This is a genomic window from Streptomyces sp. HUAS CB01 (genome assembly GCF_030406905.1).
GTDB classification, from domain to species: Bacteria; Actinomycetota; Actinomycetes; order Streptomycetales; family Streptomycetaceae; genus Streptomyces; species Streptomyces chengbuensis.
In genome coordinates this window covers 2316871-2336380 of the sequence record NZ_CP129137.1, presented here as the reverse complement: position 1 = coordinate 2336380, position 19510 = coordinate 2316871, and the positions used below count along the sequence as shown (strand labels likewise).

Genomic DNA, 19510 nt, shown 5'->3' with positions numbered 1-19510 from the left:
GCCAAGTGCAGGGCCAGTGGGACGGGTTCGACGTCAACACCCTCGAATTCAGGAGCCGCGTGGCTGACAAGCAGCTCATCGAACATCTCCGGGCCAGGCCGGGGATCTACGGTCTGAACGGTACGTACCACCCCACCGCCATGCTCCTTCTCGGATTCGACTTGGCTCGGGACGGTGGCCTGCTGCGGGGTTTCAGGGAGTGGCTGGTCGTGCGCAAGGGCGAACCCTCCAGCGCCGTGTGGTATGCGCTCGTGTTCCAGGAGTCGTTGCCCGGTGTCAGTCTCCGGAACTGGGGACGTCTGGAACCGGAGCAGGACCAGCGGGCTGTGGATCACCTCTTCTCGCTCGTCCTGGAATTCCTGGACGTACGCGACGACAGTGATTCGCTGGCCCGCATGTACGCGAAGTACCAGTCTCTGCAGATCGGACGGTAACGCGGACCGAGCGTGGCCACACCAGCTGGAAGGGCGTCGTCGGAAAGGAGGAACTCTGGCAACGACAGGAAGTACTTCGAAGGGGTTGGCGCTCGGCCGGGGCTCTACGGGCTCGACGGCTCGTACAAGAGCGCGGTGATGTTCCTCATCGGATTCGATGAGGCCCGCTTGGGCGGGCTGCTGCGCGGATTCACCGAGTGGCTGGTCGTGCGCAGGGGTGAATGCTCCGGCTTCGGGTGGCAGGCGCTCGTCCTCGACGAAGCGCTGCCCGGTATCGGTTCCTGGGGCTGGAACAAGCTCGATGGTTCGACCTCGGAACAGGAGCGTGAGGCGGTAGACCGCCTGCTCTCTCTGCTGCTCGATTTTCTGGCAGTGCGGGACGACGTGCCGGCGCTGGCGCGCATGTATGCGCAGTATCACTCCCTCCATGCGGGAGTCGGTGACTCCGGAGAAGAGTAGGGCCGACACGCTCCCCCTGATGTGAATCGGCCCCAGGCGAAGTCTGTCCGCCTGGGGCCGCTTTGCCTGTCGTCGTCGCGGCCGGTGCCTCACCGTCACCTGCGCGCGATGAAGAAGCGTGCATCAACTCACCGGTCGGCACTTCGGATTCATCCTCGGACATGCACGGCCTGCCTGTGACCCCCGCCACAGTTTGGTTGGTGTGGTGGTGGGTTATCCTTCGTCGGCACTCAGTTTGATGACCAGTCAGCTGTGCGGGGGGAAGCGAAGTCCAGGGGGATACTGGGACTTCGGGGCTTTGGCGTCGCCGCGCGCACTGTCCCGAAAGGAATTCCCGGGTGATATCTCGTGTTCGCCGGCGTCTGATCGCCGGCCTCATCGGCACGTTCACCGCTCTCGCGGGGGTGACCACCCTCGCCTTCGCCTCGACCCCCGCCTCCCCGGCCACCGCCGGCACCGCCGGCGACACACCGCCCTTCGCGGTCGAGGACTTCACCTACCCCAACGCCGCGAAGATCCTCGCCGACAAGGGCATCCTCCTGAAGAAGGGCGACGGACACATCGTCCTCGCCGAATGCGGCCAGAGCGCCAACCAGATCCAGGTCATGACCGTCAAGGACCCCGCCGCCGGACGCGACGAGATGTACTGCTTCCAGGCCAACTCCACCAGCGGCTACCTCACCCTCGAACTCCCCCGCGTCTTCGCCATCGGCACCGGCGACCACCCCGTCAAAGCCGACCTCACCGCCAACGGCCAGACCACCACCGTCACCATCCCCGAAGACGGCTTCGAATCCGTCGGCGAAGGCACCGTCGGCGGACCCCAGTCCGTCCTCGTCGAACTCCGCGTCACCGGCTGACGCCCGATCCATACGCGGGCACCACACGAAGGATCCGACCATGCCGGCCACGGACGAAATCCGGGCGCTCCTGAGGGAGTACGACGATCCGGACCACCTGGAACGCCCACCCCACTTCGACCTGGTCACGGCGGGCAACCGTTTCGCCGGGCTCGTGCGCGCCCTTGAGGAGCGCTTCGGGCCGGCCTGCTCCGGCGGCCTCACCCAGGACACCAGTCACTACGGCGGAATCACGGTTCCCGCGGAGGCGACCGGTCTCGAGCGGCCGCTGTGGGTCCTGCTGAGCAACTTCGGCGGCTTCGTCACGGCCGGGACGGGCGGGACGGGCATGCCCGGATCCGAACAGGGCCTCACCGAGGAGTTCCTGACCTGGCTCGACGGCGTCTGCACCGCGTCGGGCTGCGTCCTCGTCCCCGTCGAGCTCCTCCTGGAGCCGTACGACGGCCGCTCCGTCCTCGAGCAGATGTCCGCCGAGCCGCTCCTGGAGGCCCTGGCGGCCGAACACGGCTGGGACGACGGCGACGACGAGGACCTGCCCCCGGTCTGGTTCGACCGCTACTTCCAGTACATGTGAGACCCCGCCGGCCGGCCCTGTCGCCGGTCGTGCCGGCGACACCGGCCTCCTCGACATCTCCACGAACGAACCGACGTCCGGCCGCTGCCGGACGTCACACCCCGAACTCAGGACACGAACACATGCCGTACTCCAGACCCCTGCGCTTCACCGCGCTGGCCACCGCTCTGACCGCGGTCCCCCTCGCTCTGAGCGCCGTACCCGCTTCCGCCGTCACCGGCGGCACCGTCCCCACCGGCAGTGCCTTCGCCTTCACGGCGCGCCTCGACATCGGCGACACGGCCCGGGGCTGCTCCGCCGTGCTGGTCGACGCCGAGTGGCTGCTCACCGCGGCCAGTTGTTTCGCCGACGACCCGGTCGCGGGCCTCGCCGTGTCCGCCGGTGCCCCGAAGCAGAAGACCACCGCCGTCATCGGCCGCACCGACCTGACCGGCACCCAGGGTGCCGAGCGCCGCGTCGTGGAGCTGGTCCCGCGCACCGACCGCGATGTGGTCCTGGCCCGCCTCAACCGCCCGGTCACCAACGTCACGCCCGTCGCCCTGGCCACCACAGCTCCGTCCGCGGGCGAGGAGCTGACGTTCGCGGGCTACGGCCGAACCAAGGACGAGTGGGCGCCGCTGAAGCTGCACACCGGCACGTACACGGTGGACTCTGCGGCCGCCACCACGGCCGGCGTCACCGGCAAGAACGGCGCGGCCGCGTGCAGCGGCGACTCCGGCGGTCCCGTGGTCCGCGTGACGGGCGGTACGGCCACCCTGGCGGCCCTCACCAGCCAGTCCTGGCAGAGCGGTTGTTTCGGTGCGGAGGCGACCGAGACCCGTACCGGCGGCGTCGCCGCCCGTGTCGACGACCTGGCCTCCTGGGTGAACTCCAAGGCCGGTGCCACGCGCATCACCGACTTCAACGGTGACGGCATCGAGGACATCGCGATCTCCGATCCCAAGGCCGTCGTCGGCGCCGACGACGGGGCCGGTGTGGTCCGGATCGTGTACGGCGGCGGCAAGGGCACCGCCGAGATCAACCAGGACCTCGACTGGGTGCCGGGCGGCGCCGAGGAGGGCGACTGGTTCGGTGAGGCCCTCGCCACCGTCGACCACAACGAGGACGGCTACACCGACCTGGTCGTCGGCACCCCCTCCGAGGACCTCGGCACGGCGCCCGACGCGGGCATGGTCGACGTCTTCTACGGCGCCGCCGGCGGCATCGGCACGGGTGCCACGAAGGGCGTCCACTTCGAGCAGGGCACCGGCACGGGCGCCATGGCGGCCTCGGCCGGCGAGAACGGCGACCGTATGGGCCACGCCGTCGCCGCCGGGCGGACCGCCGCGGGCGAGCCGTACCTGGTGATCGGCGTTCCCGGCGAGACCCTCGGGTCCGTCGCCAAGGCGGGCAGCGCGTTCTACGTGCGCGGCGCCACCAACGTCGCCGTACACCAGGACAAGCCGGATGTCCCGGGCAACGCGGAGGCGAACGACCGCTTCGGCACCAGCGTCGCGGGCAATGCCCACCACATCGCCATCGGCAACCCCGACGAGGCGATCGGCACCCTGGCGGACTCCGGTGGCGTGGCGGTCTTCAAGCACGGTGGCGCGGACGGCGTTCCCACCCCGCTGTTCGGTCTCGACCAGGACCTCGACACCGTCTCCGGCGCCGCCGAGGCGGGCGACGAGTTCGGCGCCTCGCTGTCCCTGGTCGAGTACCGTCCGTCGGGCGCCGCGACCGCCACGGACTCGTTCCTCGCCGTCGGCTCGCCCGGTGAGGCCCTGGACGTGGACGGCGCCGAGAAGACCGACGCGGGCCGCGTCGTCACCTTCCGCATCACCGCCGCGGGCGCCTTCAGCGAGGTCGACGCGCTCTGGCAGGGAACCGCGGACGACACCCTGTCCGGCACCGCCGAGACCGGCGACCGCTTCGGCGAGAAGGTCACCGCAGTCAACACCGCACCGCGGGCGACGAGCACCGTCTCGACGCTGCGGGTCGCGGTCGGCATCCCCGGCGAGACCGTCGGCACGGCGGCGGGCGCGGGAGCGGTCCAGACGTTCCCGCTCCTCGGCACGGCGGGCGACTCCGACGTCTGGATCGAGGCGGGCAACCCCGCGGGCCTGCCCGGCACCCCCGGCGCCGGCCAGCACGTCGGCAGGAGCCTCACCTTCACCGGCACGAACCTGTACGTCGGCATGCCGTACGGCCCCGCCCTCGGCGCGGTCCACGTCCTGCCCTGGCCGAACGTGAGCGGCGGCACGAAGGCAGCCGTGACCACCCACAAGCCCGGTGCGGGCGGTCTCCCGCCGACCGGCGGCCGCTTCGGCTACGCGGCCAAGTAGGCGCCTGCGGCGTGTAGTCGACACGAGGAAGCCCCCGAAGACCCGGCAAGGGTCTTCGGGGGCTTCCGTCCGTCCCGCCCCGGGGAAGGCGGTCCGCGGGGCTCCGGTCTGAGCCATGACGACCCGGCGGCGCCTGCCGTCGGGCACCGACCCGCGTTCCTGACGAGGCTTTGAGCCGGCCCACCGGACACTCGGTCCGCCGATGCATCCCCATCCCGTCGCCGGGGCCGGGGCGCACTGTTCGTGATCACTCCAACTCGCCTCGTGTAGCGGCGGATTGAAACCCACTCAAGGCAAACCCCAACGCGGATCTCGATTGGGTCACGAAATTCCTGAACAGGACTGGACCACATGCGGTTGACGCGTGTAACTGACTTACAGCGTAAGTCTTTTGATGGTTCATCAATTTCGTACGGCCAGTGACGGGACTCCCGGCCCTCTTTGCCCATGAATGTTCCCGTTTTGCGTCTGGCAAGATCCGCGCACCGTTCCCTGACCAAGGAAGAGGTGCGAACGAATTGCCCGGACGTCGAAGACTCGAGAAGCCCCAGCGCCACAGATCCCGCCGGCTCATATTCGGCACGGCCGCCGTCGCCGTGATGGCGGTCATCGGGGGAGTGGCCTACGAGTCGCTGCAGGGCGCGAACGCGGAACGACCGCTTCCGCTCGCCCAGGGGGAGAACGGCGCCGACGCGGCCGTGGCCACGGAACCGGCCAAGGAGCCGGCCCGGGAGAAGGAACCCGAGCCCATCGAGGACGTTCCCCGGAGCGACCCGGAGCGGGGTCTGGTCTACGAAGGGCTGAAGCCCGCGCCCGAGGGGGATCCGTGCGCGGGGGTGTACCGCACGACGAGCGGTCACTGCACCCACGGCCCCGACGCCCCTCCGAAGGGCGTCGACATCAAGAAGGACACCCCGCCCGCGGTGAGGACGGCCGCCCCCGCCCAGGACCCGACACGGACCGGCGGCGCCAGGCCCTCCGGCGGCGAGCTGCCGCGTACCTCCACCCCCGCGCTGGACGCGTCCGCCCGCAAGGCCGGCGGCCCGCCCGCCGCCGGGGGTTCCGGGACCACGGCCGGCGCGGCGAACGGGCCCGCCGGGCAGGCCGTGCAGTGCGAGGGTGACGGCAGCAGCGGCAACCGGGTCCAGGTCGTGTACGTCCACGCCCCCGGGAACGACCGGTACGCGCAGTACTTCGCGTCGTTCCGCAAGTGGGCCGCCGACGCCGACCTCATCTACTCGGAGAGCGCCAAGGACACCGGTGGCGTCCGGCACATCCGGTACGTGACGGCCGCCGACTGCACCCCGACCGTGCTCAACATCGAGCTCCCGGCCTCCGCGCTCGCCGAGTTCAGCGCCACCAACAGGGCGCTCGCCGCGAAGGGCCTCGACCGCCGTGACCGCAAGTACATGATCTTCGCGGACGCGCAGGTCTACTGCGGCATCGGCACCTTCGCCGGGGACGAGCGTCCCGGCCAGAACAACCTCAGCAACTTCGGCCCCTCCTACGGCCGTACCGACACCGGCTGCTGGGGCGGCCACACGGCCGCGCACGAACTCGGCCACAACCTGGGCGCCGTGAACAACAGCGCCCCCAACACCTCCCGCGGCGCGCACTGCACCGACGAGTGGGACGTCATGTGCTACTCGGACAGCCCGTACTACCCGAAGATGCGCAGCATCTGCCAGGACGGGAAGTACGAGAACCGGCTGGACTGCAACCACGACGACTACTTCCACACCAACCCCCGGCCGGGCAGCTATCTGGCCACGCACTGGAACATCGCGGACAGCCAGTTCCTGATGCGCGCCGCCACCGGCACCACCCCGAACCCGGGCCCGACCACCCCCACGCCCCGGCCGACACCGACCCCGGCTCCCACGAACGGCTCCGGCACCGGACCGGCCGTCACCGTCGGACAGATCGCGCCCGACTCCGCCGTCGCGAGCTGGCCGGCGGTGAACGGGGCGGCCTGGTACCAGATCTTCCTCGGCGACCAGCCGCTCGGCTGGGTGCAGACGACCAGCGCCCGGCTCTACAACCTGAGGCCCGGCACCGACTACACCGTGTCCGTGTCGGTGCGGGACGCCTCCGGCCGGGACAGCGGGCGCGGCAGGGCGACCGCGTTCCGCACCACCACCGGCGGCGGTGGCGGGGGGACGACCCCGACGCCCGGCACGCGCCGGCTGCTCACCAACGGCGCCACCGGAACGGCCGCCGAGATCTGGGGCGGGCACAGCGCGGACAACACGGTCCTCGTCGGTTCGCAGCGCACCGGGTACGCCCAGCAGCAGTGGTACTTCGACACCGCCGGCGCCGGCCACAGCCGCATCCGGTCCGCCGTCTCGGGCAAGTGCCTCCAGGCCGGCGGCACTCCCGGCCCGGGGATGTGGGTCGCGCAGCAGCCCTGCCGGGACATCGCGGCCCAGCGGTGGCGGATCACGGGCAGCGGCGGCGGGGTGACCGTCTCCGCCGGCGACAGCGGCTACGTCCTCGGTGTCAGCAACCGCCCGTACTACGGGTCGTGGCTGATCGAGCTCCAGCACGCCACCGGTGCGCCGGCGCAGGTGTGGACGGTCCAGAAGGCGTCCTGAGCCTTCCCGGCCGTCCCGCACGACCGAGTTGCGGCCGGTGGGCACGTGTGCCCGCCGGCCGCCCTCGTCCCGCCCCGCCGCCCGCACCCTGGAGCCCATCGCCATGCACCGAACCGTTCGTGCCGTCATCGCCGCCGCCCTGGCCGGACCCGCCTTCGCCCTGACCGCCGCCACCGACGCCCGGGCCCATGGGGACACGCTGAAGGTGGAGATCACCGGACACGACTTCGGCCGGGTGCGGACGACCGTCGTCTGGGAGAACGACAACGACCCCGTCGACGGTCGGGTGGCCGCGACCGTGAACGCGGTCGCCGCCGACGGGCGGACCGCCGGCCCCTGGAGGCTGGTCCGCGACCCCGCCACGAGGACCGGCTGGAACACCGCCGAGGCACTGCCGCCCGGCCGCTGGAGGATCACCGTGGAGGCCGGACATCCCGGGCTCGGCCGTGACGAGGAGGAGGTCACCGTCTCCCCGGGGACCCCGGCGTCGCCGTCCACCCCGCCGGCCGGCGCCGGGCCCGGCGTCTCCGCCGCACCCGGCGCCGTCGAGCCCACCACGGCTGCCACGAGCCCGGCACCCTCCAGGGCCGCCGCCACAAGTGCCGGGCCGTCCGCGAGCGCCCGGCCGTCCGCGTCCGGCCCGCCCGCGGCCCCGCTGGTGGCCGGCGGGCTGCTGCTGGCCGGTGCCGCCGGGACGGTCGTCGCCCTGCGTGCGCGACGCGCGCGCACGCTAGGACGTCGGTGACGGTGTCCGTGACGGGGGCGGGCTGCTCTTCTCGGACTGGGGCGCGGTCGGCAGGTCGAACACGTTGCGCGGTGTCACCACCTCGGTGACGGCGCGCCCGAGCATCGTGCTCAGCGACTGGCCGCGGTGGTCGGTGTCGGAGTTGACCAGGATCACGAGTGTGGCCCGCTGGGACGGCAGTTGCAGGGCGAGCGTCTCGTAGCCGGGGAGCTCCCCGTTGTGACCGATCCAGCCACCCACCCGCATGATGCCCAGTCCGTACTGGACTTGAGGGATCGTCGTCGGCCCGAACCGCAGACGTTCCTTCTGCGTGCCGGGGTCGAGCAGCCGGCCGTCGGCCAGGGCCGGCAACCAGGTGTGCAGGTCGTCGAGGTCGGAGATCACGGCGCCGGCCGCCCAGGCCCAGGACGGGTTCCAGTGGGTGGCGTCGACCGTGCCGCCGGACGGAGTGGCCGTGGTGGCGCCGGACTTCGTGTAGTCGGTGTAGCCGTGGGCGTAGGGCTCTGGCATCGCGTCGTCCGTCGGGAACGAGGTCCGGTCGAGCCGCAGTGGCGCGAAGACGCGCTGCCGGAGGTAGTCCTCCAGCTGCTGTCCGGTGACCTCCTGGATCACCAGCCCGAGCAGCACCGTGTTCGTGTTGCTGTACTCCCACTTGGTGCCGGGCGGGAAGTTCGGCGGGTGCGCGAACGCGTACGCGAGCAACTGCCGAGGTGTGAACGTCTGCTGGGGGTCGGCCTCGAGGGTCTTCTCCCACTTGTCGTCCTCGGTGTAGTTGAACAGGCCGCTGCGCATGTCGGCGAGCTGGCGCAGGGTGATCCGGTTGCCGCCGGGGACGCCCTCGACGTACTTGCCGACGGGATCGTCCAGCCCGACCCTGCCCTGGTCGACGAGTTGCAGCAGGCCCGTGACCGTGAAGGTCTTGGTGACGCTGCCGATCCGCATGTGCAGATCGGTCTTCATCGGTGTGCCGGAGGACTTGTCGGCCACGCCGAACGACTTCTCGTACGTGCCGCGGCCGGGGACCCGGACGCCGACGATCACACCCGGGATCCCGGCTCTCGCCATGGTGTCGGTGACGGCCTTGTCGAGGGCCTCCGTCACGGCGGGATCGAATTCCGGGCGCACGGTCTGCGCCTGTGCGCCGGAGAGGCCCGTGGCGACGAGCAGCAGGGCGGCGAGGATCGCCGACACGACTCTGAGACGGATCATCCGCAGCCACCTCTGATTTCTCGGCGAACGAGGTGAAACGGCCCCTTTGGTGAAGTGGTTGATACAGGGATCATCCATCATAAGATCGCCGCAACCGGAGGGCGACTCGGGCGGACCCGGCCGGACCCGGCCGGGCCGGGCCGGCCGTGTCCGGCGTGCGGTCCGGGTGGGAGGCGGGGGCGGGCGCAGGGGATGGACCCCGCCTCCCACGGCTGCGTGCGTCCCCGGCTGGAGGACGACCGGTCTGCGCGCCTCGCGGCTGTGGGGCTCACCGCGTGCGTCGCGCGCCTGCGCCGGCCGGTGGCCTCGCGCGTCAGCCGCCGACGCCCACCCGGAGTTCCTTGATCCCGTTCAGCCACGCGGCGCGCAGCCTGCGCGGGTCGCCGGCCAGGCGCAGGTCCGGCAGGGTGTCGGCGACGGCGTTGAAGATGAGGTCGATCTCCTGGATGGCCAGGGACTTGCCGAGGCAGAAGTGAGGGCCTCCGCCGCCGAAACCGAGGTGCGGGTTGGGGTCGCGGGTGATGTCGAACGTCCCCGGGTTCTCGAAGACCTCGGGGTCGTTGTTCGCGGAGGAGTAGAAGAGGCCCACCCGGTCGCCCTTCCTGATCTTCTGGCCGCCGAGTTCGGTGTCCTGGGTCGCCGTCCGCTGGAAGGAGACCACGGGCGTGGCCCAGCGGACGATCTCCTCGGCCGCGGTCGCCGGCCGCTCCCGCTTGTAGAGCTCCCACTGGCCGGGGTGGGTGAGGAAGGCGTGCATGCCGTGGCTGATCGCGTTGCGGGTCGTCTCGTTGCCCGCCACCGCGAGCAGCAGCACGAAGAAGCCGAACTCGTCGGAGGAGAGGTTGCCTTCGCCCTCGGCGGCGACGAGCTGGGTGACGATGTCCTTCGCCGGGCACTCCTTGCGCGCGGCCGCCAGGTTCATGGAGTAGCCGATCAGCTCCATGGCGGCCTCGGCGCCGATCTCCTCCGTGATCGCGTACTCCGGGTCGTCGTACGCCACCATCTTGTTCGACCAGTCGAAGATCCGCGCCCGGTCCTCCTGCGGTACGCCGATGAGTTCGGCGATGGCCTGCAGCGGGAGTTCGACGGCGATCCGGGTGACGAAGTCGAAGCTGCCGTCCGCGCTGCCCCCGGCGGCCTCCCTCGCCTCCTCGACGATCCGCCGGGCGCGGTCCCGCAGCGCCGACTCCAGTCCGCGTACGGCGCGCGGGGTGAAGCCGCGCTGGACTATCTGCCGGACCCGCGTGTGCTCGGGCGGGTCCATGTTGAGCATGATCAGCCGCTGCGCCTCGATCTGGTCGCGGCTGATGTGCTCGTTGAAGCGGATGACAGCGGTGTTCTCGCTGGACGAGTACAACTCGGGGCGGGTGGACACGTACTTGACGTCCGTGTGCCGGGTGACCACCCAGTAGCCCTCGTCGTCGAAGCCGGTGACGCCGCGTGGCTGCGGGCACCACCAGACGGGAGCCGTCTGCCGCAACCGGGCGAACTCGGGGAGGGGGACACGGCTCTGCAGCAGGTCGGGGTCGGTGGCGTCGAACCCTTCGGGGAGATGGGGGCACGGCATCGGCAACTCCAGGTCTCGCGGCTGGACAGCTGTGCGGCGGCTGCAAGGTTCTGACGACCCATCAGAATTGCCCGCAAGGTAGTAACGGGTTCTACAACTGGCAAGACTCGTGGCGGGAACTGTTGCGTGCAGGAGCCTTGCGTACCTGGGGTAACCCTCATAAGACTGCTAGAGAACTAGAACGCGTACTAGTTCTTCTTGCGGTTCTTGCGTGCGGGGTACCGGGACACCCCGCGCCGGTGCTGAGGAGAGGACGAGCTCATGGCCGCGGAACCCGTCATCGTCGAAGCCGTACGCACACCCATAGGCAAGCGCGGTGGCGCGCTCGCCAATCTGCATCCCGCCTATCTGCTGGGCGAGACCTACCGGGAACTGCTCGGCCGCACCGGCATCCACGCCGACTGCGTCGAGCAGATCGTCGGCGGCACCGTCACGCACGCCGGCGAGCAGTCCATGAACCCGGCGCGCAACGCCTGGCTCGCCATGGGGCTGCCCTACGAGACCGCCGCGACGACGGTCGACTGCCAGTGCGGCTCCTCGCAGCAGGCCGCCCACATGACCGCCAACATGATCGCCGCCGGGGTCATCGACGTCGGCATCAGCTGCGGCGTCGAGGCCATGTCGCGCGTACCGCTGGGCAGCGGCTCCAAGCACGGCCCGGGCAAGCCCTGGCCGGACGAGTGGAACGTCGACCTGCCCAACCAGTTCGAGGCCGCCGAGCGCATCGCGCGCCACCGCGGCCTCACCCGCGAGAACGTCGACTCCCTCGGTCTGATCTCCCAGGAGCGGGCGGCCGTCGCCTGGGCCGAGGAGCGCTTCAAGCGCGAGACGTTCGCCGTCCAGGTGCCCACGACCGAGGAGGAGCAGCACGCCGGACAGGGCATGTGGCGGCTCGTCGACCGGGACGAGGGCCTGCGGGACACCTCGATGGAGGCGCTGGGCGGGCTGAAGCCCGTGATGCCGACGGCGGTCCACACCGCCGGGAACTCCTCGCAGATCTCCGACGGCGCGGCCGCGATCATGTGGGCGTCCAAGCGCATGGCGCGGGCGCTGAAGCTGAAGCCACGCGCCCGGATCGTCGCACAGGCCCTCGTCGGGGCGGACCCGCACTTCCATCTCGACGGGCCGGTCGACGCGACACGGGCGGTGCTGGGGAAGGCGGGCATGTCGCTCAGGGACATCGACCTCGTGGAGATCAACGAGGCGTTCGCCTCGGTGGTGCTGAGCTGGGCGCAGGTCTTCGACCAGGACCTGGAGAAGGTCAACGTCAACGGCGGGGCCATCGCGCTGGGACACCCCGTGGGGGCGACGGGTGCGCGGCTGATCACGACCGCGCTGCACGAACTGGAGCGGACGGACAGGGAGTTCGCGCTGGTGACGATGTGCGCGGGTGGGGCGCTGGCCACGGGGACGATCCTGCAGCGGCTCTGAGCGCTCCGGGCGTCGTGGGCCGGCGGGACGGCCGGGTCCCACGGGGACGGCGAAGACCCCGGGCCGACGCGTGGTGCGTCGGCCCGGGGCCCGGGTCCGCTGTGCGCGGCAGTCCGTCGTCCGCCGTCCGGTCGGCTCAGTACCAGTGGTTGGCCTGCCAGAAGTTCCAGGCGCCGCACGGGCTGCCGTAGCGCTCGTTCATGTAGTCCAGACCCCACTTGATCTGGGTCTTCGGGTTGGTCTTCCAGTCGGCGCCGGCGGAGGACATCTTGCCGCCCGGCAGGGCCTGGACCAGGCCGTAGGCGCCGGAGGAGGCGTTGGTGGCCGTGTGGTCCCAGTTCGACTCGTGCGAGACGATCTTGTCGAAGCACTGGAACTGCGCGGCGGGCATCATCTGCTTCGCGATCTCCTGCGGCGTCGCGGCCGAGGCCGTCGACGTCGTCCCCATGACCGCGCCGGCCGCACCCAGAAGCACGGCGGTACCGGCGGCGAGGGACTTGCTGCGGGTGGAGATGCGGGTGATCAGCGAGCGGGACAAGGGCTTACCTAACGTTCGGGGACACCGGGTCGCGAGGGGCGGGCCGAGCGGGGCTCGTGTGCCGGGCTTCCAGGCCCTGCTGCACCTTGCGACGGGAACAGTTGTAGCCAGCCCCGGGGACCCCGTGCCGTGACCGGGCTCACGCCGTAGTTACGACGTAGAGGGGGCATCGAGGGCCGAAGGTCCCAAACCGGACATATGCGGTTTATGGGCAGGTGGGGAGTGGTGGGCCGGGAACCCGCGTCCTCGGACGACGGCTACGAAGGCCGATAGTTCCGGGACCAAAGTCCTGTGGGCCGCCTCACCCCTCCGGGGAGGTTTTGGCCGGGTCGAATGTGACCTGGGCCTCGAACGCGGCCCGCCGGGTCGCCCGGCGGAGCGCCTTCAGCAGCGTCGGGCCCACCGCGAGGGTCAGGACGACGGTGAGGACCGCCCGGCCCAGGTCCCAGCCGAGGGAGGTGGCGAGGACGTACGCGCCGAAGCGGACCAGGTTCTCGGCCACCGGCGCACCCTCCCGGAACGAGATGCCGGAGGCGAGGCCCGTCACGAGCGTCCAGCCGTAGAGGTTCATGACCGTGCCGTACGCGAACGCCGCGGCGAAACCGTACCCCGCGAGCATCAGCAGCTCCGCACGGCCCCTGAGCCGGTCCGCGCCCGGCAGCAGGCCCGCGCCCATCGTGAACCAGCCCATGGAGAGCATCTGGAACGGCATCCACGGGCCGACCCCGCCCGTGAGCAGCGCGGACGCGAACATCGTCACCGAGCCGAGGACGAAGCCGAAGCCCGGCCCCAGGACCCGGCCGCTCAGCACCATCAGGAAGAACATCGGCTCCAGCCCCGCCGTGCCCGCGCCGAGCGGCCGCAGCGCCGCACCGACCGCGGCGAGCACCCCGAGCATGGCGACGGCCTTCGCGTCCATGCCGCCGTCGGCGATGGTGGCGACCACCACACCGACGAGGAGGGGGAGCAGGGCGGCGAACAGCCAGGGAGCGTCCTGGGCGTGGCCGGCGACGGCGGCGTCCCCGTCGGCGAGCAGCGGCCAGCCGAAGGCGACGACCCCGATCGCGCTGATGAGGGCGAGGGCGGTGACGGCGCGGGGGCCGAGGCGGACGGGCCGGGCGCTCCGGGACGCGATCGTGAGCCGGCCGGGGTGCGCGTGTGAGTCGTGGTGGTCGGTTCGGCCGGGGTGTTCGCGCGGGTCGTGGCGGCCGGGTGCGTCGCCGGTGTTCACAGGGCGGCCTCCACCTGGGCGACGGTGAGCCACGGCTGGGGGGCGAGGATCTTGGCGACCTGGGGGGCGAAGGCGGGGGACGAGACGACCACGTCGGCCGTCGGGCCGTCCGCCACGACCTCGCCGCCCGCGAGGATCACCACACGGTCCGCGATCTCGGCGGCGAGCTCCACGTCGTGGGTGGCCATCACGATGCCGTGGCCCTCGGCCGTGAGACCGCGCAGCACGGTGACGAGCCGCGACTTCGCCGCGTAGTCGAGACCGCGGGTCGGCTCGTCGAGCAGGAGCAGCGGAGGGCGGGCGGCCAGCACGATCGCGAGGGCGAGCGCCAGCCGCTGCCCTTCGGACAGATCGCGCGGATGGGTGTCGTCCGCCACTCCCGGGAGCAGCGTGGAGACCAGGTCCCGGCAGGTTCCCGGCACGGCCCCGGCGTCCGCGTCCGCGGCGGCGCACTCGGCCCCGACCGTGTCGGCGTACAGCAGGTCCCGGGGTTCCTGGGGGACGAGCGCGACCCGTCGTACCAGCTGGGCCGGCGGGGTGCGGTGCGGCGTGCGCCCACCGACCCGGACCGTCCCCGACGCCGGTTCGACCATGCCGACGAGGCTGCCCAGCAGCGTCGACTTCCCGGCGCCGTTACGGCCCATGAGCGCGACGGTCTCCCCGGGCGCGACCACCAGATCGACCCGCCGCAGCGCCTCGACCCGTCCGCGCCGCACCCCGAGGCGCGTGACCTCCGCGAGCACGGCCGGGTCATGGGCCTCCGCGGCGGGCTCCCCGCCCCGCGCCGACCGCCGTCGCCCGGCCCACGGGAAGAGGGCGCCCAGCCCTCGGCGTCCCCCGGCGGCCCGGCGAACGCGACCGGCGCCGGCAGCGTCACGCGCCGATTCCGCCGCGCCGGGAGCCCGCTCGGCGGGGCCCCCGGCGGCCGCGCGGGCTCCTGTGGTGCCCGGCCCCGCGGCTGGGGGTGCCTGCGGTGCCGAGGTGCCGCTCGGTTCGGGGGCGGCCCCGGCCGCGTCCGCGCCGGCCGGCGCGGACGTCCGGGTCGTCGGCGGGTGACCGGGCCCGCCCGCCGAACCGCCCGGCGGGCGCGAGCCGGGCGCGCTCGCGCCCGCCAGTCGTTCGCGCAGTGCGCCCGCGCGGCGGCGGGCGTCGCGGACGGAGAGGGGGAGGGGGGACCAGCCCGCGAGACGGCCGAGGGTGACGACCGGGGGGCGGACGGGCGAGAACGACATGACGTCGGCCGGGGCGCCGGCCACCGGGGGCTCGCCGGGCGCGGGCATCAGGACGACCCGGTCCGCGTACTGCACCACCCGCTCCAGCCGGTGCTCGGCCATCAGGACCGTCGTCCCCAGGTCGTGGACGAGCCGCTGCAGCACCGCCAGCACCTCCTCCGCCGCGGCCGGGTCGAGCGCAGACGTCGGCTCGTCGAGGACCAGCACCTTCGGGTGCGGGGTCAGCACGGACCCGATCGCGACCCGCTGCCGCTGCCCGCCCGAGAGGGTCGAGAGGGGACGGTCGCGCAGCTCCGCCAGCCCCAGCAGGTCCAGCGTCTCCTCGACCCGGCGGCGCATCACGTCGGGCGCCAGCCCCAGCGACTCCATGCCGTACGCCAGCTCGTCCTCGACGGTGTCGGTGACGAAGTGCGCGAGCGGATCCTGACCCACCGTGCCGACGACGTCGGCGAGTTCGCGCGGCCTGTGGGTGCGGGTGTCGCGCCCGTCGACCGTCACCCGGCCGCGCAGCGTGCCGCCCGTGAAGTGCGGCACCAGCCCGGAGACCGCCCCCAGCAGTGTCGACTTGCCGACTCCCGAGGGCCCGACCAGCAGGACGAGCTCGCCCTCAGGGACGGTGAGGTCCACCCCGGAGACCGTCGGCGGCCCCCCGGCGTCGCCGTACGTCACCGAGACGTTCTCGAAGCGGATCATGACGAGGGCTCCTTCGGCGGCACGGGGGCGACGAACGCGGGCAGCAGGCCCACCAGGACGGCCGCGGCGGGCCACAGCGGCAGGGCCGGCGCGGTCAGGGGTACGACACCGGGATGCAGCGCGGCGGGCTCGTACGCACCCGCGCGGATCATCAGCGCCGCCACGACGACGCCGGAACCCGCCACCAGCCAGGCCCGCGGACCCCACCGGTCCGGGCGGTAGCGGGTGCGGACCTGGCGCCGGCCACCGAGCCACAGCCCGCCGAGCGCCGCCGTGAACCCGCCCAGCAGCACGGGGAGTCCGTACCCCGCGCCCTCCGCGGCGAGCAGCCCGTACGAACCGGCGCACACACCGAGCAGCCCGCCGAGGGTGAGCGCGGTGGTGGTGTGCCGCACGGCGGGCGGCACCCGCGCGGTACGGCCGTAGCCGCGCGCGTCCATGGACGCGGCGACCGCGACCGACCGCTCCAGCGCCCCCTCCAGGACCGGCAACCCGATCTGCAGGACGGCCTTCACCCCGCCGGTCGGCCGCCCCCGCAGCCTCCGCGCGGTACGGAGCCGGAACACGTCGGCGACCATGTTCGGTGCGAACGTCATGGCGACGACGACCGCGACCCCCGCCTCGTACAGCGCACCCGGTAGCGACTTCAGCAGCCGGGCCGGGTTCGCGAGCGCGTTCGCCGCGCCGAGGCAGATCAGCAGGGTCGCCAGCTTCGCCCCGTCGTACAGCGCGAACACCACCTGCTCCGCCGTCACCCGGCCGCCGATCCTGACGCCCTGCGCCCAGTCCGGCAGGGGCACCTCGGGCAGCGTGACCAGGACGTGGGTGCCCGGGACGGGTGAACCGAGGGCGACGGAGAACACCAGCCGGACGGCGATCACGGCGAGGCCCAGCTTGACGAAGGCGCCGTACGAACGGGCCCAGGGCGCGTCGGTGCGCCGGGCCGCCACGACGTACCCGGCGACGCCCACCAGCATCCCGAGGAGGAGGGGGTTGGTCGTCCGTGAGGCGGCGGTGGCGAGGCCGAGCGCCCAGACCCACCAGGCGCCGGCGTGCAGCGCGTTGCTCCGGGCGGCGCGCGGAGCGCGCAGGGCCCCGCCGAGCGGCCGGCGCTGCCGCGGGGCACGGCCGAACCCACGGCGCCCGCTCTCACCGAGCCGGCCCTCCCCGGGCCGGCCCGCACCGCGTTCGGTCTCCCCGGGACGGCCCGCACCGATTTCGCGCGCACCGCGTTCGCCTTCCGCGCGTCCGTTCCCACCGCGTTCGCGCACGGCACCGCTCCCGTCGCTCCGCCCGCTTCCGGGGCCCGGGTGCGTGCCCGGCTCCGGGCCGGCCGGCCGGGGGCGCGGGACGCCGCCGAGCAGCCGGAGTCCGGCCGGCTGCTCGGGACCGTCCGGCGGCGCGGGCACAGGCGGACCGGTCATCCGCGGCGACGCGACTGCCGGAAAGCCGCCCCGCCCAGCGCGAGGACGGCGGCGATACCGGCGAAGAGCCCGAGAGAGGGGCCCTCGTCGCCCGCCCGCCCGGCCGTCCCGGCGGTCTTCCCGGCCGACGGCGAGGACGCGCCGGGCTCGTCGGGCGCCGGGTCCCCGGCCGAGACCTGCTCGCCGCAGCCCGTCCTCGGATATCCGGAGATCGCGCACAGCAGCGCGTCCGCGTTGTAGCGGAGGGGCTTGGCCACCGCCGCCAGGGCCTCCGCGCTGGTCGCGTCCGAGGGGACCACGGCACAGCCGGACGCCGGCGTGGACGGGGGCCGTTCACCGGACGGGGCGTCCGCCCCGGTGCCGAAGTCGACCACGACGCCGACCCGCTTGGTGCCGGGCTTCGCGGGCGTGTCCGCGCACAGCTCCGAGAAGGAGGGAGCGGTACGCGGCTTCGCCGAGTCCTGCGAGTCGGAACTGACGGAGAAGCGGTATCCGTCCACCGTGCCGTCGGCGGGCCTCGCCGTCGCCGGCCCCTGGGTGGCGTAGGCCCAGGCCGCGCCGCCGGACTGCCAGAACGACCAGTACCGGTAACCGGCCGCGTGGGCCTGTCCCGCCGTGCCCGGCACCGTCAGCACGGCGCCGAGCACGAGGAGGAGCGCGGTCAGCCGCCTGCGTATCACTGCTGCTTGTTCTTCCTGCGGCCGCTGATCAGGATGCCGATGCCGGCTCCGGCGGCGAGACCGGCCCCGACGATCCACCAGATGCCGGCGCTGTCGCCGCCCTTGTGCTCCTCGCCGGCCTCGCCCTGCGCCCTCGGGGCGGGCGGCGCGGTGGTGGAGACCGGCGCGGGACCGGTCGCGTTCAGCTGCCGGACGAGGTCGGCGCCGCCGAAGTCCCGCGGGTCGTCGCCGTGGGCGTGCGCGGCGAGGATCAGCTGCGCGTACGCGGCCGGGCCGCCGTCCTTCGCCCAGGCGGCGGAGTTCTTCTCCAGCCACTGGACCGACTTGTCCGCCTTGTCGCCGTGCCCGGCGGCGGAGAGCGCGAGGACCGCGTCCGCGGTGTTGCCGAAGTCGGGCAGCGGCGCCGGGTCGGTGGCGCCGGGCATCGGCGGCGAGTCCAGGTGGCCGGTCTTCGCCAGCGTCCTGGCCAGGTACGCGGCGCCGTTGCGGGCCGACTGCTCGGGGGTGGCCTTCGCCGGGGAGTCGCAGGCGGCGGGGGAACCGTCCGGCTCCGGGCCGGAGACGACCAGTCCGCGGCCCAGCCCGGCGAGCACGGCGGCCGCGGTGGCGTCGCCGTTGGCGAGCAGCTTGCCGGTCTTGTCGGGCTGGTAGGCGAACGCGCCGCCGCCGGTCTTGTCCGCGCACGGCACGGCGAACGTGACCAGCGCGTCGAACGGGCTCCTGCCGCTCTTCGACTTCACCTCGCCGGGCCGCGCCTTCGCCGCGGCGAAGGCGCCGATCACGACGGACGTGGAGTTCGCGTCGGAGGGCATGCCGGGGTTGTAGCTCCAGCCGCCGTCCTCGTTCTGCACCGACTTCAGCCACTCGAGGCCCTTGTCCACGGCGTCCCCGTGGCCGCCGAGGGCACGCAGGGCCTGCACCGCGGCGGCGGTGGCGTTGGTGTCCAGCATCGTCTTCGCGTCGCACGGCCGGGACGCGTCGGCACGGTAGGAGGCGAAGCCGCCGTTGTCGCACTGCTGCCCGGTGAGCCAGTCGACGGCCTGCTCGGCGGGCACGGTCTTGACGACGTCCTGGGCGAGCAGCGCCAGCGACTGCCGCCACACACCGTCGTAGGTCGGGTCCTTCGTGCCGTACAGCCCGGCCGGGAGCGCGGCCGAGGGGGAGGGCGTGGGGGCGGCCGTCGCCGCGGGGGCAGCGGCCGCGCAGAGCACGGCGGAAGCGGCGGCGAGCGCTGCTGCGCTGCGGCGAACGGACATGGCGGGCTGGGCCTCTCCTGCGGGGAGCCGGGCACAGGCACGCTGAGGTACCAGGCTCCGGCCCCGTATTCCTCGACGGTGCCTGCCAGCGGGCCGGTCCCGATGGCACGAGCCGGTCACGGCCGGTACGGGGCATTCCGACTCACCGCCTGCGACGGCGGCTCACGGCTGCGGGTCAGCGCCGGATTCGCACCGGCTTCCCCCCGTACGGGTGTGATGACGACTCGCACACTCTACCGGCCCGTAATCCCCGTCCCTC

16 protein-coding genes and 1 riboswitch are annotated in these 19510 nt (G+C 72.8%); of the genes, 8 read left to right on the top strand and 8 right to left on the bottom strand.

The window, feature by feature from the left end; translation table 11 throughout:
- Window positions 1-59 precede the first annotated feature (59 nt).
- From QRN89_RS10395 to QRN89_RS10365, 7 genes are all read left to right on the top strand, one after another.
- A complete protein-coding gene (locus tag QRN89_RS10395) occupies window positions 60-434 on the top strand; it encodes a hypothetical protein (protein ID WP_290349074.1) in 375 nt (124 codons plus the stop codon).
- 12 nt (window positions 435-446) lie between these two features.
- Window positions 447-893 (top strand): hypothetical protein, encoded by a 447-nt coding sequence (locus QRN89_RS10390; RefSeq protein ID WP_290349073.1) that lies wholly within the window; start codon window positions 447-449, stop codon window positions 891-893.
- Window positions 894-1231: 338 nt separating this feature from the next.
- Complete coding sequence (locus QRN89_RS10385; RefSeq protein ID WP_290349072.1) at window positions 1232-1753, top strand: hypothetical protein; 522 nt, start codon at window positions 1232-1234, stop codon at window positions 1751-1753.
- Between the two features lie 40 nt (window positions 1754-1793).
- Window positions 1794-2327 carry a hypothetical protein gene (locus QRN89_RS10380; protein WP_290349071.1) on the top strand — a complete coding sequence of 178 codons (534 nt, stop codon included), beginning with the start codon at window positions 1794-1796 and terminating at the stop codon, window positions 2325-2327.
- A gap of 122 nt (window positions 2328-2449) precedes the next feature.
- Window positions 2450-4651 (top strand): trypsin-like serine protease, encoded by a 2202-nt coding sequence (locus QRN89_RS10375; protein WP_290349070.1) that lies wholly within the window; start codon window positions 2450-2452, stop codon window positions 4649-4651.
- Window positions 4652-5169: 518 nt separating this feature from the next.
- On the top strand, window positions 5170-7245 hold the full coding sequence (locus tag QRN89_RS10370) for an RICIN domain-containing protein (RefSeq protein WP_290349069.1): 2076 nt from the start codon (window positions 5170-5172) through the stop codon (window positions 7243-7245).
- A gap of 103 nt (window positions 7246-7348) precedes the next feature.
- Window positions 7349-7990, top strand: a complete 642-nt coding sequence (locus QRN89_RS10365) for a hypothetical protein (protein ID WP_290349068.1) — start codon at window positions 7349-7351, stop codon at window positions 7988-7990.
- Here QRN89_RS10365 and QRN89_RS10360 read toward each other — a convergent pair.
- Window positions 7976-9199: a serine hydrolase domain-containing protein gene (locus tag QRN89_RS10360; protein WP_290349067.1), complete on the bottom strand. Its 1224-nt coding sequence runs from the start codon at window positions 9197-9199 to the stop codon at window positions 7976-7978. The genes QRN89_RS10365 and QRN89_RS10360 overlap by 15 nt on opposite strands.
- Before the next feature lie 313 nt (window positions 9200-9512).
- The gene (locus QRN89_RS10355; RefSeq protein WP_290349066.1) at window positions 9513-10766 is read right to left on the bottom strand and encodes a cytochrome P450; all 1254 of its coding nucleotides are present in this window, start codon (window positions 10764-10766) and stop codon (window positions 9513-9515) included.
- A 261-nt stretch (window positions 10767-11027) separates the two neighbouring features.
- On the opposite strand from QRN89_RS10355, the gene QRN89_RS10350 reads away from it, so the two are divergent.
- Window positions 11028-12197, top strand: a complete 1170-nt coding sequence (locus QRN89_RS10350; protein WP_290349065.1) for a steroid 3-ketoacyl-CoA thiolase — start codon at window positions 11028-11030, stop codon at window positions 12195-12197.
- A 136-nt stretch (window positions 12198-12333) separates the two neighbouring features.
- Here the strand turns inward: QRN89_RS10350 and QRN89_RS10345 are convergent, their stop codons facing one another.
- From QRN89_RS10345 to QRN89_RS10320, 6 genes are all read right to left on the bottom strand, one after another.
- Window positions 12334-12735 carry an aggregation-promoting factor C-terminal-like domain-containing protein gene (locus tag QRN89_RS10345; protein WP_290349064.1) on the bottom strand — a complete coding sequence of 134 codons (402 nt, stop codon included), beginning with the start codon at window positions 12733-12735 and terminating at the stop codon, window positions 12334-12336.
- Between the two features lie 301 nt (window positions 12736-13036).
- Window positions 13037-13870, bottom strand: a complete 834-nt coding sequence (locus tag QRN89_RS10340) for an ECF transporter S component (RefSeq protein WP_290353648.1) — start codon at window positions 13868-13870, stop codon at window positions 13037-13039.
- Window positions 13871-13962: 92 nt separating this feature from the next.
- A complete protein-coding gene (locus QRN89_RS10335) occupies window positions 13963-15891 on the bottom strand; it encodes an ABC transporter ATP-binding protein (protein ID WP_290349063.1) in 1929 nt (642 codons plus the stop codon).
- Complete coding sequence (locus tag QRN89_RS10330; protein ID WP_290353647.1) at window positions 15888-16982, bottom strand: energy-coupling factor transporter transmembrane component T; 1095 nt, start codon at window positions 16980-16982, stop codon at window positions 15888-15890. Before QRN89_RS10330 ends, QRN89_RS10335 begins: the two co-directional genes overlap by 4 nt.
- A gap of 329 nt (window positions 16983-17311) precedes the next feature.
- Window positions 17312-17995: an SCO2322 family protein gene (locus QRN89_RS10325; RefSeq protein ID WP_290349062.1), complete on the bottom strand. Its 684-nt coding sequence runs from the start codon at window positions 17993-17995 to the stop codon at window positions 17312-17314.
- Window positions 17992-19251 (bottom strand): SCO2321 family membrane protein, encoded by a 1260-nt coding sequence (locus QRN89_RS10320; RefSeq protein WP_290349061.1) that lies wholly within the window; start codon window positions 19249-19251, stop codon window positions 17992-17994. Before QRN89_RS10320 ends, QRN89_RS10325 begins: the two co-directional genes overlap by 4 nt.
- Before the next feature lie 113 nt (window positions 19252-19364).
- Window positions 19365-19501: riboswitch (cobalamin riboswitch) on the bottom strand.
- Between the last annotated feature and the right edge of the window lie 9 nt (window positions 19502-19510).

Excerpts from the sequence above, each read along its gene's own strand:
- QRN89_RS10380 (WP_290349071.1), top strand. The coding sequence starts at position 1,794 with ATGCCGGCCACGGACGAAATCCGGGCGCTCCTGAGGGAGTACGACGAT.
- QRN89_RS10375 (WP_290349070.1), top strand. The coding sequence starts at position 2,450 with ATGCCGTACTCCAGACCCCTGCGCTTCACCGCGCTGGCCACCGCTCTG.
- QRN89_RS10365 (WP_290349068.1), top strand. The coding sequence starts at position 7,349 with ATGCACCGAACCGTTCGTGCCGTCATCGCCGCCGCCCTGGCCGGACCC.
- QRN89_RS10360 (WP_290349067.1), bottom strand. The coding sequence starts at position 9,199 with ATGATCCGTCTCAGAGTCGTGTCGGCGATCCTCGCCGCCCTGCTGCTC.
- QRN89_RS10355 (WP_290349066.1), bottom strand. The coding sequence starts at position 10,766 with ATGCCGTGCCCCCATCTCCCCGAAGGGTTCGACGCCACCGACCCCGAC.
- QRN89_RS10350 (WP_290349065.1), top strand. The coding sequence starts at position 11,028 with ATGGCCGCGGAACCCGTCATCGTCGAAGCCGTACGCACACCCATAGGC.
- QRN89_RS10335 (WP_290349063.1), bottom strand. The coding sequence starts at position 15,891 with ATGATCCGCTTCGAGAACGTCTCGGTGACGTACGGCGACGCCGGGGGG.
- QRN89_RS10320 (WP_290349061.1), bottom strand. The coding sequence starts at position 19,251 with ATGTCCGTTCGCCGCAGCGCAGCAGCGCTCGCCGCCGCTTCCGCCGTG.